The 15,034-nt window shown below is 44.5% G+C and carries 14 protein-coding genes; 8 read left to right on the forward strand and 6 right to left on the reverse strand.

Features of this window, described 5'->3' with window-relative positions; all coding sequences use genetic code 11:
• Nucleotides 1-65: 65 nt before the first annotated feature.
• Nucleotides 66-812, forward strand: a complete 747-nt coding sequence (locus tag L5L97_RS19590) for a cytochrome b/b6 domain-containing protein (protein ID WP_263181038.1) — start codon at nucleotides 66-68, stop codon at nucleotides 810-812.
• A gap of 97 nt (nucleotides 813-909) precedes the next feature.
• Here the strand turns inward: L5L97_RS19590 and cctA are convergent, their stop codons facing one another.
• From cctA to L5L97_RS19605, 3 genes are all read right to left on the reverse strand, one after another.
• Entirely contained in the window at nucleotides 910-1,260 is a 351-nt protein-coding gene (gene cctA / locus L5L97_RS19595; protein ID WP_105252823.1) for a tetraheme c-type cytochrome CctA, read from the reverse strand.
• A 509-nt stretch (nucleotides 1,261-1,769) separates the two neighbouring features.
• Complete coding sequence (locus tag L5L97_RS19600; protein ID WP_028760308.1) at nucleotides 1,770-2,852, reverse strand: AI-2E family transporter; 1,083 nt, start codon at nucleotides 2,850-2,852, stop codon at nucleotides 1,770-1,772.
• 224 nt (nucleotides 2,853-3,076) lie between these two features.
• On the reverse strand, nucleotides 3,077-3,310 hold the full coding sequence (locus tag L5L97_RS19605; protein ID WP_131523892.1) for a sulfurtransferase TusA family protein: 234 nt from the start codon (nucleotides 3,308-3,310) through the stop codon (nucleotides 3,077-3,079).
• Nucleotides 3,311-3,421: 111 nt separating this feature from the next.
• Here L5L97_RS19605 and L5L97_RS19610 point away from each other — a divergent pair, with 111 nt between their 5' ends.
• From L5L97_RS19610 to L5L97_RS19625, 4 genes are all read left to right on the forward strand, one after another.
• On the forward strand, nucleotides 3,422-4,891 hold the full coding sequence (locus tag L5L97_RS19610; RefSeq protein WP_173496555.1) for a M48 family metalloprotease: 1,470 nt from the start codon (nucleotides 3,422-3,424) through the stop codon (nucleotides 4,889-4,891).
• Between the two features lie 128 nt (nucleotides 4,892-5,019).
• On the forward strand, nucleotides 5,020-5,370 hold the full coding sequence (gene arsC / locus L5L97_RS19615) for an arsenate reductase (glutaredoxin) (protein WP_105252827.1): 351 nt from the start codon (nucleotides 5,020-5,022) through the stop codon (nucleotides 5,368-5,370).
• A 52-nt stretch (nucleotides 5,371-5,422) separates the two neighbouring features.
• On the forward strand, nucleotides 5,423-5,797 hold the full coding sequence (locus tag L5L97_RS19620; protein WP_028760312.1) for a DUF2069 domain-containing protein: 375 nt from the start codon (nucleotides 5,423-5,425) through the stop codon (nucleotides 5,795-5,797).
• A gap of 302 nt (nucleotides 5,798-6,099) precedes the next feature.
• Nucleotides 6,100-8,055 (forward strand): hypothetical protein, encoded by a 1,956-nt coding sequence (locus L5L97_RS19625; protein ID WP_263181041.1) that lies wholly within the window; start codon nucleotides 6,100-6,102, stop codon nucleotides 8,053-8,055.
• 118 nt (nucleotides 8,056-8,173) lie between these two features.
• Here the strand turns inward: L5L97_RS19625 and hda are convergent, their stop codons facing one another.
• Nucleotides 8,174-8,884: a DnaA inactivator Hda gene (gene hda, locus L5L97_RS19630; protein ID WP_168823935.1), complete on the reverse strand. Its 711-nt coding sequence runs from the start codon at nucleotides 8,882-8,884 to the stop codon at nucleotides 8,174-8,176.
• A gap of 62 nt (nucleotides 8,885-8,946) precedes the next feature.
• Nucleotides 8,947-10,038 carry a DUF2066 domain-containing protein gene (locus L5L97_RS19635; RefSeq protein WP_219250545.1) on the reverse strand — a complete coding sequence of 364 codons (1,092 nt, stop codon included), beginning with the start codon at nucleotides 10,036-10,038 and terminating at the stop codon, nucleotides 8,947-8,949.
• Nucleotides 10,039-10,253: 215 nt separating this feature from the next.
• Between L5L97_RS19635 and L5L97_RS19640 the strand changes: the two genes are divergently transcribed.
• Nucleotides 10,254-11,504 (forward strand): uracil-xanthine permease family protein, encoded by a 1,251-nt coding sequence (locus tag L5L97_RS19640; protein ID WP_028760316.1) that lies wholly within the window; start codon nucleotides 10,254-10,256, stop codon nucleotides 11,502-11,504.
• A gap of 161 nt (nucleotides 11,505-11,665) precedes the next feature.
• Here L5L97_RS19640 and grxD read toward each other — a convergent pair whose 3' ends face one another.
• Complete coding sequence (gene grxD, locus L5L97_RS19645) at nucleotides 11,666-11,998, reverse strand: Grx4 family monothiol glutaredoxin (protein ID WP_011846572.1); 333 nt, start codon at nucleotides 11,996-11,998, stop codon at nucleotides 11,666-11,668.
• A gap of 225 nt (nucleotides 11,999-12,223) precedes the next feature.
• On the opposite strand from grxD, the gene sodB reads away from it, so the two are divergent.
• Nucleotides 12,224-12,808 (forward strand): superoxide dismutase [Fe], encoded by a 585-nt coding sequence (gene sodB, locus L5L97_RS19650; RefSeq protein ID WP_028760317.1) that lies wholly within the window; start codon nucleotides 12,224-12,226, stop codon nucleotides 12,806-12,808.
• 286 nt (nucleotides 12,809-13,094) lie between these two features.
• A complete protein-coding gene (locus L5L97_RS19655) occupies nucleotides 13,095-15,029 on the forward strand; it encodes a PrkA family serine protein kinase (protein ID WP_105253139.1) in 1,935 nt (644 codons plus the stop codon).
• The last annotated feature ends 5 nt before the right edge of the window (nucleotides 15,030-15,034 follow it).

Raw genomic sequence — 15,034 nt, forward strand, 5'->3', positions numbered from 1 at the left:
AAAATTTACTGAAATTTTAGGATAAAAGCGTAAGATCATACCAACACAAAAAATAAGGAAATTCCATGTCCAGCAGTAACCCCACCGCTTTTGAAATAAAATCCTATCCTGTGTGGGACAAACCGACGCGATTATTTCATTGGATTAATGTCATTCTTGTGCTCGCACTCATCTTAGTCGGTGGCATCATGATGTATCGCACTGAGCTAGGCATATCTGAGTTAACAGGTAAAATTGGCTTGAAAACTTTACACGTGTGCATAGGATATGCGTTCGCAATAAACCTCATCGTCCGCCTTGTGTGGGGTTTTATCGGTAACAAATATGCGCGTTTCAGCCACATGTTTCCCAATGCTAATAGCAAAAGCGAATTAATAGCTTATAAGACTGAATTAGCCGCGGGGAAAAATCCGCAGTATTTAGGTCATAACCCTAAAGGTAAATTTGCCGTGCTGGCCATCATGTTGCTATTAGTGACCATAATGATCACTGGACTTTTGCGTGCAGGTACAGATATTTATTATCCGCCGCTAGGTAGTGCTGTACAAAGCTATCTTGCCGATACCAATGTCGAACCAACAAGCTTAAAACCCTATGATGCAACGGGTGTGAACGCAAAAAAAGCGGATGCACTTAAACCAATGAAAGGATTGGCAGGTCAAGTGCACGTCTATGCGGTTTATGTGTTGTTACTGCTGATGTTATTACATGTATTCGCGGTGATTTATACTGAAGTAAAACGTCAACCAGGGATTATTTCAGCCATGTTCTCCGGCAAGAAGATCATCCAAGGTCAGCCAAAAGACGAGTAATCGGTTAGTAAACGGATAAAAATAACGCCAGCATTTGCTGGCGTTATTTATTTAGACATGAAGGTATATACCAACTTTTCTAAACGTATTTTTGAGATTATTTTTTCAGAACAGTTGCTGGGGTACGACCATCATCATGGCAACTTTCACAGGTAGGTTTTTGACCGACATTCATATCATGTACCGCATGACAATCTGCACAGACTAAATTACCGTCATGTGGCTTATGCACAGCGTCCATTTCAGCATAGGTACCATGACAACTTTGGCACTGTGCAAATTCAAAAGCACCATCCGCAGAAGGTGTACCATCTTTATGACAGCTTTCGCATCCACCCGACTCAGCATGGAAATCAGACAATTTTTGATCTGCAGCAAATGCGGTTGGCGACAGCGCTAACGCTGCAAGACTTGCCCCGAAAAGCGCACTTAATAGTTTTTTGCTCACAATAGTATCCTCCAATGGCGATTGTCAGTGGAAATTCTTGTCAGGGTGACTTCCATCTCTCAACCAAAATAAATAGCACGACTCGATATAACTTAGCTAAGGATGAACGAATAAGCAAACCCAAACTAAGCGACACAACTTTATCAACATACTCAAGGGTAAAATGTGCGCTGCATCATGTAACCACATGCTTATATAAGAGTTTTACATCTACCTAACCTAGAGGCTACATAATGTAAATCCCTAAACTGGCAAGCGACAGAATAAATGCCCTTCATCTAAAACTAAAAGCTCGATTCATGATGATACTTAAGACAAAGTGATAATAAAAAGGAATGACAATAAGTGAATGGGTACAGAGTACTAGACGAGGATGCTTTAAATTGTGAAGGCACAACATTCAACCCAAACGCCTCTGGCACTTAATTCAAATGCCAAGAGGAATTAGCGATAACGGTTAACTAGCCCACTATAACCAATAATACAAATGGCGGTTAGACAGGTAAGCATCAACTCGCATCAAGTTTATTGTCAGCCTCAAGCTCTGTTTTAGGCCAAGCGTTAATCACGGCTTTGACCAACGATGCCAATGGAATGGCAAAGAATACTCCCCATACACCCCATAAACCGCCAAAGACTAAAACGGCCGCTATGATGATCACCGGATGTAAATCCACCGCATCGGAGAACAAAATAGGCACGAGTAAATTACCGTCGAGCGCCTGAATAATACCGTAACCCAACATTAAATAGCCAAATTCAGAACTAAAACCCCACTGAAAAAATGCCACTAGGGCGATAGGTAATGTAACTAAGGTTGCACCGACATAAGGGATCAATACCGATAACCCTGTTAACACACCAAGCAACGCCGAATATCGCAGTCCCATCAAGGCAAACAAAATATAAGTTGCGACACCAACAACCACGATTTCGATCACTTTGCCACGAATGTAATTAAAAATCTGTTGGTGCATTTCAAACCAAACTTTACGGGCTAACTGGCGATTTACGGGAAAAAATCGCTTACTGCCGCTAATCAGTTGGTCTTTATCTTTTAAAAAGAAAAACACCAGTAAGGGGACTAAAATCGCGTACACCATCAAGACGAGTAAAGAAGCTGAATAACCGATTAATTGCTTAGCAATATCCAACACATGTTGAGTATCGAGCAGTTTTTTAAGCTCACCAACCATCAGATCTAACTGCTCTGGATTGATAAATCGTGGATATTGATTGATCAGCGTTTGTATTGTCAGCAAGCCTTTATCAATCATGCTAGGCAAGTCGGCAATTAAGCTAACACCTTGACGCCACACACTCGGAATTAAGCCAAATGTCAGTAAAACCACGATTCCCAAAAACAACACAATAACCAAGGACGCACCAGCGGTGCGATTAATCCCCAATTTAAGCATTTGCGCCACAGGCCATTCCAATAGAAATGCCAACACAAGAGCGACCAACAGCGGAGCAAGTAAACCTGCCGCAAAATAAATCACTAGCGCGAGCCCGACAAGAATAGCCATTAAGGTCACAGCTTGCGGATCACTAAAGCGCTCTTGGTACCAACGAGAAAAAACAGTAAACATGGATCATTCCAATAGTGATGGTTGGCGAGGCTTCCCAAACGCTCAGGAAAGTTTATTTATCATGATGCTATTCGAGACTTTACTCAGTTAGACTTTCGCTCCTACACGTCAGCTAAATCAAAAATAAACTGATAGGAGTAAACAACCGAGCCTGAGCGGCACTCTGGCTCAGAATTAAGCGATTAATGTTAGTCTAAGAGGATTTAAACATAAAAATCCTCAATTTATCCCTGAGATAGATCAACTTTGGTGACCATCAAGGCTAACAGACCTGCATCATTACGCAACTCTTGCACGACATGCCCTTGTTTTTTTAAATATTGGGGAACATCTCGCCGCGAACCAGAGTCTGAGAGTAAGATATGCAACTGCTCACCCTCTCGCATTGGCTTCAATGCAAGCTTCACTTTCACTAAGGGTACTGGACAACGAAAGAGCGTTAAATCAATAAAAATCATAATGAACTTGCTATAGACGAACTTGGGCCATTATCCTAAGTTGCACCTCAAACTACAAGCTAAGTGCAGTATCTGCCTTTAGTTGAGATAATTAGAAATAAAAGGATCCGCTTGCGTAACTTGACTTTTTTGACTCGATTCAAACCTTTTGTTGCAGGCGCACTCTCCTTGATGCTGCTAACCTTCGCCGCCAAAAGCTTTGCCAACAATGACTTACCGGATTTAGGTACGGCCGCAGTTAACACCTTCAGCCTTGAAAAAGAAATGGTTTACGGTGATGCTTATATGCGCATCATTCGCTCATCAGCACCTATGCTAAATGACCCCGTGTTGAGTCAATATCTTACCGAGCTTGGCAATAAACTGGTCGCCCATGCCACAGGCGTAAAAACGCCGTTTTATTTTTTCCTATTACAAAATGATGAAATCAACGCCTTCGCCTTCTTTGGCGGCCATGTTGCCGTGCACACAGGCTTATTTCTCAATGCCGACAATGAAAGCGAACTCGCTTCAGTATTAGGCCACGAAGTGACTCACGTTACTCAACGTCACCTTGCCCGATCACTTGAAGCACAGCAAAAAAGTAATCCTGCAACAATTGCCGGTTTACTCGGCGCCATTTTATTAACTATTGCAGTACCACAAGCAGGTATGGCGGCGCTTGCGACAACCCAAGCCATGGCGACACAATCGAAAATCAACTACACCCGTTTGCATGAAAAGGAAGCCGATCGCATCGGAATGCAAATTCTAGTGGATGCAGGCTTTAATCCCAATGCTGCGGCGGATTTCTTTGGTAAATTAGCCAGTCGTTATCGCTTTACCACAACACCACCACAAATGTTATTAACTCACCCATTACCTGAATCGCGGATCACTGAAGCCCGTAACCGTGCCGAGCAATACCCTAAACGTTATATCCCTGATAATCTTAATTTTCAGCTAGCAAAAGCTCGTATTCAAGTCCGTTTTTCCAGCTATAGCGACGAAGCAGTATTAAGCATGTTTGATCGGCAGCTCAACAAACAGACCTATACCTTCAAAGAGGCAGCACTTTATGGCAAAGCGCTGGCTTTATATAGATTGAAGAAGTTTAATGAATCAGAAAAAATCGTCGATGAACTGTTAAAAATCGATAATAACAACCTGTTTTATATAGACACTAAATCTGATTTACTGATCGAACGTAAGGACTATGCAAAAGCGATTACTATGCTCGAAGCCCAGCGTAAAATGAAACCAACGTCTCAAGTGATCAATGCCAACTTAGCCAATATATATATCGAAGCCGATCAAGCCCCCAAAGCAATTCCTTTGCTGGAGGATATGATTTTCCTCGATAAACAAAATGAACTGCCCTATCAATTGTTGACTATGGTGTATAAAAAAACCGGCAACCAAGCATTGGAATATTTTTCCACCGCAGAGCTGATGGCCTTAGGTGCTAACTATAAGGGCGCAATCGATCAACTTAACTTTGCCTACCGTGCATCCGAAAATAATCCATTACAGCTTGCACGTATTGAAGCACGTATTCGCCAGTTTAAAATGGCTGATAAAGAAATGGATGCGCTTAAGTAATAAGTTGTTTTACAAATAGATTAAAGACAATAACCCATTTATGCGCCCCGAACACACTGACGGGGCGCGGTTTTTTCTGTTATTATCCGCGCCATTGTTATTTCAGCCCGTATTGAGCCTCTAGTACTATGACCCAAGCGACGATTTACCATAACCCACGTTGTTCAAAAAGCCGTGAAACCTTAGCTTTACTCGAGCAACAAGGCTGCGACATTACCCTAGTGGAATACTTAAAAAATCCCCCTACGGCTAAAGACATCGGCGACATTCTGGCTAAACTAGGCATAAGTGCTCGCGAATTAATGCGCACCAAGGAAGCAGAATATCAAGCCTTGGGACTTGCAGACTCATCACTAACAGAATTGCAGTTGATTGAGGCTATGGTCAACACTCCTAAACTCATCGAACGGCCAATTGTGCTCGCCAATCAAAGCGCAGCCATCGGCCGTCCTCCTGAGAATGTGCTCACTATTCTTTAATCCATGATTTTTAAACCAAAATGGCTTTTATTTTCAACCCTTAGGTAGACTTATGACGTCCAACACCTTATTTATCCTTAGCCGTTTAGGCTACTTTGCGCTAGTGCTGCTATTAGGCGGTTGGTTTGTTGGCCAAGGGATTAGCGGTGAATACACCCTGCTATTTAGTCTCTTATGGATAGTGCCGTTATTACTACCCGCAAAGGGTGTTTTCCAAGGTAATCCATACACTTACGCTTGGGCAAGTTTTATTCTGTGCTTATATATGTTACATGGGCTCACCCTGCTTTATGTCACCAATGACGCCTTCGCTTTTGCCTTAATCGAAGTATTATTGATTGGCGTACTGCTAATCGCTTTCCCATTTTATGCCCGCATACGTGGTCGTGAACTGGGATTAGGCCTGAAGAAAAAATCTAAAGAATAGTCAGTTCAATGTATTTTCAGTGCCGTTTAACCTTGCTGGGTATGGCGGCATTTTTTATATTAGAAGGCCAAACCTTGGCTCAAATATCCCTTATGATCTCAGTCTGAATATCCATTTCAACCTTAGTTTCAACCTCTGTTCCGACGTCAATTCCCATCACGACAAAATTAACACTTATTATACTTACACTGACTTTTTGCAACTAAGTACCCGTGCTATAGTCAGTTTCTCACAGTATAAGCGTCCCATGACGCCACAAAAGTCTAAATAGCACAGCAGAGTTAGCAAGGGAGAATGGTGTAATGGGAATGTCGATACCACTGAAATTTTTCGGATTTATGGCTTGCTCTGGCCTACTTGCGGCATGCGGGGGTGGTGGTGATAGTAAACCAGATGATAGTGTAGTCACGCCCCCCTCCACCTCACTAGCACGCTGCACAGATAGCATTTCGCCACTCATTACCACCACGTCATCCTCAATTCGCTTTCAAACCGAGCAAAATTATGTGGCGGGTCAATCTAGTACTATCATTGCCAATATCCTAAATCGTGACAGCCAAGACTTAACCTTCCGTTGGCAGCAAATCGATGGCCCTAACATAGCACTCGTCAGTCAAAACAGCCCGGTATTAGCCCTTGATACTCCCACCACAGGCGGCTACCGTTTTAGCTTGCATGTGACGGGCAGTAATCTAGATGTCTCCGGAGAAATTGGTATTAATGTCGATCCCGCATCGACGGGTATGCTAAACGTCCGTCAAGATCACCAAGTGGTTGAAGGCAATAATGTGAGTTTAAGACTCGGGCAACAATCGGAATTAAGCGCAGCAAATATCTCTTGGTGTGTAGCATCTGGCCCAGATTTAATGGTCGATGTGAGCGATCCGTTTAGACCCTTGTTTACCGCGCCAACGGTCACTCAGGATACAATCACTCGCCTCAAAGTGAATGCCAACGTCAATGGCAATCAGCTTAGCGATGATGTCTTTGTGCTAACAACCTCAGCGCCAGCGATCAGTTCGCCATACTTCGATACCCCAGTTGCGCGCACCCATGCCTATCGTCCGACTTCACCTTACGCCAATGTGCTAGCAAACTGTGTTTACTCCAATCAGCTTAATGATAGCTGCACTATCAATACCTTACCTTTGATAGGTCAAACCTCAAGCGATCTAAATCGTGAGACCATTCTAAATCGTGTACTGGTTTCACACGACTGGATGGGCGATAACTTTGCCGCTTTCTTAGCCCAGATGGACCCCAACAGCGATTTTGCCCGCCTGTTACAATCCGTCACGGCCGTGGTGATTAGCTATGATGTACGCCCTTCTTTTTATTGGGTAGTTACAGGGGCGATTTATCTCGATCCCAATGATTTATGGCTTACGCCAAGCCAGCGCGACACGATTAATGAAGCGCCGGATTACCGCAGTAATTTCGGAAATGATCTTAACTTTGTGATGCCTTGGCGTTATGTGAAAGATAACCAATTTGCCTCCCTTGGCGTGCCTATCACAGTCAGAGCAAACCGCACATTAGCGCAAATCAATCCCGATCTGGCCTCCTTGTTGTACCACGAGCTCGCCCATGCCAATGACTTTTTTCCACGCAGCGTGCATGCCACACTCACAGGGCCAAGACTGTTAGATGACTACCGCCGCCGCAATGCCAGCAAGAGTCTAATTTCAGATCAAGTCAGCAAAACCTACCCATTAACGAGCACTGAAATGATGGGACTTGCCAATGTTAGTTTCCTCGGCGCAGCGGCGAGTAATGTGCAAAAGACCTATCAAGCATCGGATGTCAGTACTTTCTTTTCTACCGATATCGCCAGCGACTTCTATGCCTATTCCAGTACCCGTGAAGACACGGCCATGTTATTTGAGGAAGCCATGATGAGTTATCGCTATCAAATATTGCGTGATGTCGCCGTCACCAATAAACCTGCGATTTTGACTGCGGATTCGCTGATTATTGACTGGGGACAAAGGGGACGAATTGCGCAAGACAGTCTAGAAAATCGCGCTGCGTTGGTGATTGATGAAATGCTGCCAGAGCTTAATGGGATCAGTCTGGTCGAAAGCCTACCCGAGCCAATTAATATGGTGCAAGGTCAAAGCTGGCGTCAAACATTAGCAATATCGCCTGCGAATACGCAGCTCAAAGGCCAAAGCAATGCAACTGCAATTAATGCCGAGTCTCGTTTTGAAGCCGAACTTCGCTTAAGTGGTGACCGTCACCAACATCCACAACAATAGCGTTTTAAATTTTAGATAAACAAAAGCCCGTATGTATTCAACATGACGGGCTTTACTCTTTTTGGCTTTAATGCCAGTAGGTTTTGTATCTTCAGAACGAACACAAGCCATGCTGTATCTAAAGGTGTAGCATCTCTTTAGCAAACGGAATCGTGAGCTTACGCTGATGCACTAATGAGGCCTTATCTAACTTATCCAATACATCAAACAAGGTACGCAAATCCCGCGCCATACGGTTCAGTAAAAAACGCCCGACATCTTCCGGTAATTGCAGGCCACGCATAGCTGCGCGGCGTTGCAGTGCGGCAAGTTTTTCATCATCTGCCATGGGTTGCAGTTGGTAATTCAACCCCCATTGCATACGTGAAACAAGATCTGGCAAGAGGAACCCAGCATCCGCAGGAGACGAGCTGCCGCTGACCACTAAGGCGCAATTCTTATTTTCTGCGACGCGATTGTAGAGATCAAAAATCGCCTCTTCCCAAACGGGGTGGCCGGCGATGGCATCGACATCATCGATACAAACCAAATCCAACTGTTCTAGGCCTTCAAGCAATGCGGTCGAAATACTCGCATGTATGCCTAAGGGAATATAAAAGCTGCGACGCTCCACTTCATTAGCGTGCGCGCAAGCAGCGTGCATTAAATGGGTTCGACCCGATTTAACTGGGCCCCACAAATAGATGGCGGCTTCACCATGCCCTTCGGCATTCGCTCTCAATTTTTGAATAAGTTCATCATTACCCGCGGCGGGGTAATAACTATTAAAGGTTTCGTCGTCTGGCAAATGCACAGGTAACGAGAGTTGCAGAGGTGAGTTTAAGGGCACTCGGTCTTCTCAATATTAAATAAAAACAATGCCGTGCTTAACTAAGCACGGCCGATAACATCTTAATGTAAACGCCATTCATACACAGGTTTGCCAGCTTGATTAGAGACAGGGCTAAATTCACCTGCACTCACAGGTGCGACCACAGAAATACGCGGCTCTAAGCTTAATAAGCGTTGTAAATCCGTCTCTGAGCCAAATAAATCTAACGAGAAAGTCACGGTGTTACCTTGAATATGCGTTAACGTGGCATTTTTAATCGCGCTGAGTTGCTTCAAATATTTTTCAACTTCAACTAATTGCGCCATTTTTTGGATATTAACGAAGGTAACACTCGCACCAAGCTGAGTACCAGTATCGGCAATCGCATACTTAGTAAAATAGTATTCACCTAACGCCGCCATCATAGCGGTAATCGCTTGGGCCGAATTTTCAGCAGTACCGTTGTAACTGAATAACGGTGGCGTCAAAGAGTCAATGGTAGCCTTAGTATAAAGATTTAAACGATAACGAACCTGATTCCCGGCGGCATCAATTGCCACTAGCGCCAAAAAGTCAGCTTGATAGCGGCCAGATACACTCGCCACGATGTCGGCAAACATCCCTTTAATATCGTTAGGATTTATACCCATCAACTCATCAAGATCTAAGATAGGCAAGAGTACAGGTATACCGCGGGCATAGGAAAAATCGCTAAAAATCTTACGTTCGGCTAACGCAGATGAGTCACCCAATATCATAGTGTCGCCATCACCAGGCATAGCGACCCAAAATAAGGTCAGCGGGCGTTGAGTTCCCCAAACAGGCAATTGTGCCTGGCGCAGTAACGCCACTATGCGGCGGTGCTCAAAACTCGCGGTCAACAGCAATTGGCCATTTTGCTCGATATAACCATACTGGCTCAGCAAGGTATCAGGATTACTGAGCTGAGATTGGATTAGGCTGTTATCGAGGGATCGCGCCGTCCCAGTGTTCTTGATAATGACTTGCTCAAGTGCACTTTTTAAGGCTTTGTCGCGTTCAGCAACTGCGCGCGAAGACACAGGCACATTGGCCTCATCTAATTTACTCACCTCAACAGCATTGACGCTATTAATCGTGAACAGACAATATAGAAATGCAATTAAGCTCGGCTTCAATAGGAATTTCAGCATCTTTGAGTAGTTGAAGTAGCGTCAGATGAGGCAAATTGTACCATAGTTAGCGCCTTAAGCGAGTCTTGCCAAAATTTAGCCCCATTTCCGAGCCTGCCACAGCACAGAAAACCCAAACAGTGATCAACGTCGGCAAAACAGGCGATTTTCTCCTGCTCAAAATCCAACAAACTGTTATCATTTGGCGGTTTACCCTAAATTAACGAGAATAATAAATGAGACGACTCGCTATCCCCCTACAGGGCGCGCAAATGCTATTTGTGGCCTTCGGTGCCCTAGTACTAATGCCGCTACTTACAGGGCTCGACACCAGTGTGGCATTGTTTACCGCAGGTATCGGTACCCTACTCTTCCAATTGATTACTAAACGCCAAGTGCCTATCTTCCTCGCATCTTCCTTCGCCTTTATTGCCCCCATACTTTATGGCGTGCAGACTTGGGGAATTCCATCCACAATGGGCGGCATTATGGCCGCGGGCGTGGTCTACGTCATGCTCGGCGCCTTGGTTAAAGTGCGCGGTACTGACTTTATTCACAGACTATTGCCCCCTGTCGTAGTGGGACCCGTAATCATTATTATCGGCCTTGGCTTAGCCCCCGTGGCGGTGAATATGGCATTAGGCAAGAGTGGTGATGGTAGCTTGACTTTAGTCGCTACAAATACGGCGTTATTTATTTCGCTCGCATCGCTTGGTACCACTATCGCGGTGGCCATTTTCGCAAAGGGCCTCCTCAAAGTGATGCCTATTTTAGCAGGTATTATAGTAGGTTACAGTTTAAGCCTAGCCTTTGGTATTGTTGATTTTGCAGTCGTGACCGCTGCAAGTTGGATTGCTATTCCTAAATTTGTCGCGCCAGAATTAAACTGGTATGCCATCGCATTTATGATCCCAGTGGCAATCGCCCCTGCGGTAGAACATATAGGTGATATTCTGGCGATATCCAACGTCACGGGTAAAGATTTTATGAAAAAACCCGGCCTGCATCGCACGCTAACGGGTGACGGGATTGCCACAATTGCAGCCGCAGCCTTTGGTGGTCCACCGAACACAACTTACTCAGAAGTGACAGGTGCAGTAACTTTAACCCGAAATTTTGATCCTAAGATCATGACTTGGACTGCCATTACCGCCATCACTTTAGCCTTCGTTGGCAAACTCGGTGCGCTGATGCAAACTATCCCCGTCCCAGTGATGGGCGGTATCATGTGTTTGCTATTTGGTTCCATTGCCGCAGTTGGCCTCAACACCCTTATTCGTAATCATGTGGATTTATCAGAGCCACGTAATTTAAGTATTGTCGGTGTTACCTTAGTCTTTGGTATCGGCGGCATGGCATTTGGCATAGGTTCATTCAGTCTGACTGGTATTAGCTTGTGCGGTATTGTCGCTATTACCATGAACTTACTATTACCCGCGACTAAGCCACACAATAAACACCACGAGTCTGATGTGACACCTCATTAATCACGGCTTGAAGACACGATCAATTTAGAAGTAGGTCGTTGAAAAATGACCACTTTATAAAAGTGATCGTTTCTTAAGAAACCACCATAAAAAAGCCGCCGTGATATCAATCACGGCGGCTTTTTTATGAAGCAATATTTTTATGAAGTAAGAATTAACTCTTACTCCTCAGTCTTGATCTTAGCGGCAGCAGCTTTAATCAAAGGTTGTAATTCGCCTTTTTGGAACATGTCCACGACGATATCACAGCCACCAATCAACTCACCTTCAATCCACAATTGTGGGAAAGTCGGCCAGTTAGCAAACTTAGGTAATTCTGCGCGAATGTCTGGATGCTGAAGAATATCCACGAATGCAAACTGCTCGCCGCAGTTAATCATGATCTGAGCTACCTGTGACGAGAAGCCACAGCTTGGTAACTTAGGAGAGCCTTTCATATAAACAATGATAGGGTTTTCCGTGATCTGCTGCTTAATTTTCTCTACTGTTTCCATTTTGATTCCTAAGTAGGATGACGTTGACTCAATGCGACTATTGTACGTCAGCTAGACGCAGAACAAAATCCCACAGTTTGTAAGGTTATGTCGACATTTGATTTTTCGATGGCGTCTATCTAGTCAATTAGCTAAACAATGATTCACATCACAAATTTTATCGGTACAATAGTCCTAAGTGAGCACGTTTAAGAAACGATAACCTAAGACCATGGAGAGATACTAATGGCTTTCGAATTACCCGCATTACCATATGCAAAGAACGCACTAGAACCACACATTTCTCAAGAAACCATAGAATACCACTACGGCAAGCACCACAATACTTATGTTGTGAAGCTAAACGGCTTAATCGAAGGAACTGATTTCGCTGGTAAATCTTTAGAAGATATCATCAAGACTTCTACGGGTGGCGTATTTAACAACGCAGCTCAAGTGTGGAACCACACTTTCTACTGGAACTGCTTAGCCCCTAATGCTGGCGGCGAACCAACAGGCCCAGTTGCTGATGCAATCAATGCCGCTTTCGGTTCATTCGACGCATTCAAAGCGCAATTTACTGATTCAGCAGTAAACAACTTCGGTAGCGCTTGGACATGGTTAGTGAAAAAAGCCGATGGCACTCTTGCTATCGTTAACACTAGCAATGCAGCGACGCCACTGACTGATAGCACAGTAACGCCAATCATGACAGTTGACGTGTGGGAACACGCTTACTACATCGATTACCGTAACGTGCGTCCTGACTATCTTGCCCACTTCTGGCAATTAGTTAACTGGGACTTCGTTAACCAAAACTTCGCAGGTTAATTCATTTAACCTAACGTTGTTTACTGCCGAATAAGCAGTGGGTTAATCCCAGTAAAAAGAGCCCTAGAGGCTCTTTTTTTATGCCCCTCGTTCGCCGCCCATCCCTTATCCTACCGATTTATCCTCCGCTAACTACAAGTGCAATAATTGCGTTTGCAACTATTTGTTATTGTTTTTATTTGATATTTTTTTGACACAGATAGTGAGTTTGTGTCTAAGATTAGAGTAGGAGGCTGGCTAGCCAGTTATCCGTTCCATGACATCACTGGCGTTTCAGGGGGTTTATATGGGCATTTTCGAGCATTACCAAAAGCGCTACGAACAAAAACTCGATGAAGAATATTCTTTGCAGGAGTTTCTGGACATCTGCAAGGGAGATCGCAGCGCTTACATGTCAGCATCAGAGCGACTACTGCTTGCAATTGGTGAAGCAGAAGTCATTGATACCGCAAAAAATCCAACACTTAGCCGTATTTTTTCGAATCGACTTATTTCACGCTATCCCGCATTTAAAGATTTCTTCGGCATGGAAGACGCCATAGAGCAAATTGTGGCTTACCTAAAGCACTCGGCTCAAGGATTAGAAGAATCCAAACAAATTCTATACCTACTGGGCCCAGTGGGCGGCGGTAAGTCATCACTCGCCGAAAAACTCAAAGCCCTAATGCAAAAAGTGCCCATTTACATTCTGAGCGCGAATGGAGTCCGCAGCCCAGTCAACGATCACCCCTTCTGCCTGTTTGATGTGGAAGAAGATGGACAGCTGTTAAAAGAGGAATTCAACATTCCCAACCGTTATCTGAAAACTATCATGTCGCCTTGGGCGGTAAAACGTCTGCATGAGTTTGGTGGCGATATCTCCAAATTTCGCGTGGTAAAAGTCTTTCCATCCATTCTGGACCAAGTGGCAATAGCGAAAACTGAACCCGGTGATGAAAACAACCAAGATATTTCGTCCCTTGTCGGTAAAGTCGATATTCGGCAACTCGAACATTTCTCCCAAGATGATCCCGATGCTTACGCCTATTCAGGCGCATTGTGCCGTGCAAACCAAGGGGTGATGGAATTCGTCGAGATGTTTAAGGCACCCATTAAAGTGCTGCATCCACTACTGACTGCAACTCAGGAAGGTAACTATAACGGCACAGAAGGCTTATCGGCCTTGCCCTATAGCGGGATTATTCTGGCTCACTCAAACGAGTCCGAGTGGTCAACCTTCAAAAACAACAAAAACAACGAAGCCTTCCTCGACCGTGTTTACATAGTCAAAGTGCCCTACTGTTTACGGGTCTCAGAAGAGCTGCAAATCTATCAAAAACTGCTAATCAACTCTGAGTTATCGAAAGCGCCCTGCGCTCCCGGCACCTTAGAAACCTTAGCGCAATTTAGTGTGTTGTCACGCATCAAGCCGCCTGAAAACTCTTCCATCTACTCTAAGATGCGGGTATATGACGGTGAAAGCCTGAAAGATACCGATCCTAAGGCTAAGTCTTACCAAGAATACCGTGATTACGCAGGTGTCGATGAAGGCATGAATGGACTATCCACCCGTTTCGCCTTTAAGATTTTGTCGCGGGTATTTAACTTCGACCATTCAGAGATCGCCGCCAACCCAGTACATTTATTCTATGTCCTCGAACGACAAATTGAACAAGAACAGTTCCCCGGCGATACCGCCGAACGTTATCTTGAATTCCTAAAAGGTTATTTGATCCCTAAATATGTGGAGTTTATCGGTAAAGAAATTCAAACCGCTTACTTAGAGTCTTACTCTGAATATGGCCAAAATATCTTCGACCGCTATGTCACTTACGCCGATTTTTGGATCCAAGATCAAGAATACCGCGACCCAGAAACAGGTCAGCTATTCGACCGCGCCGCCCTCAATGCTGAACTTGAGAAGATTGAGAAGCCCGCGGGGATTAGCAATCCTAAAGATTTCCGTAATGAAATCGTTAACTTTGTGCTGCGCGCCCGCGCGAACCATGAGGGTAACAATCCGCTATGGACCAGCTACGAGAAACTTCGCACTGTGATCGAGAAGAAAATGTTCTCCAACACAGAAGATTTACTGCCTGTTATTTCCTTTAACGCCAAAACGTCGAACGACGATCAACGCAAACACGATGATTTCGTCAATCGCATGATGGAGAAAGGCTATACCAAAAAACAAGTCCGACTCTTGTCTGAGTGGTATTTACGAGTTCGTAAATCTTCTTAAACTTG

This window comes from Shewanella sp. SM71, from assembly GCF_025653905.1.
Classification (GTDB): Bacteria; Pseudomonadota; Gammaproteobacteria; order Enterobacterales; family Shewanellaceae; genus Shewanella; species Shewanella oncorhynchi.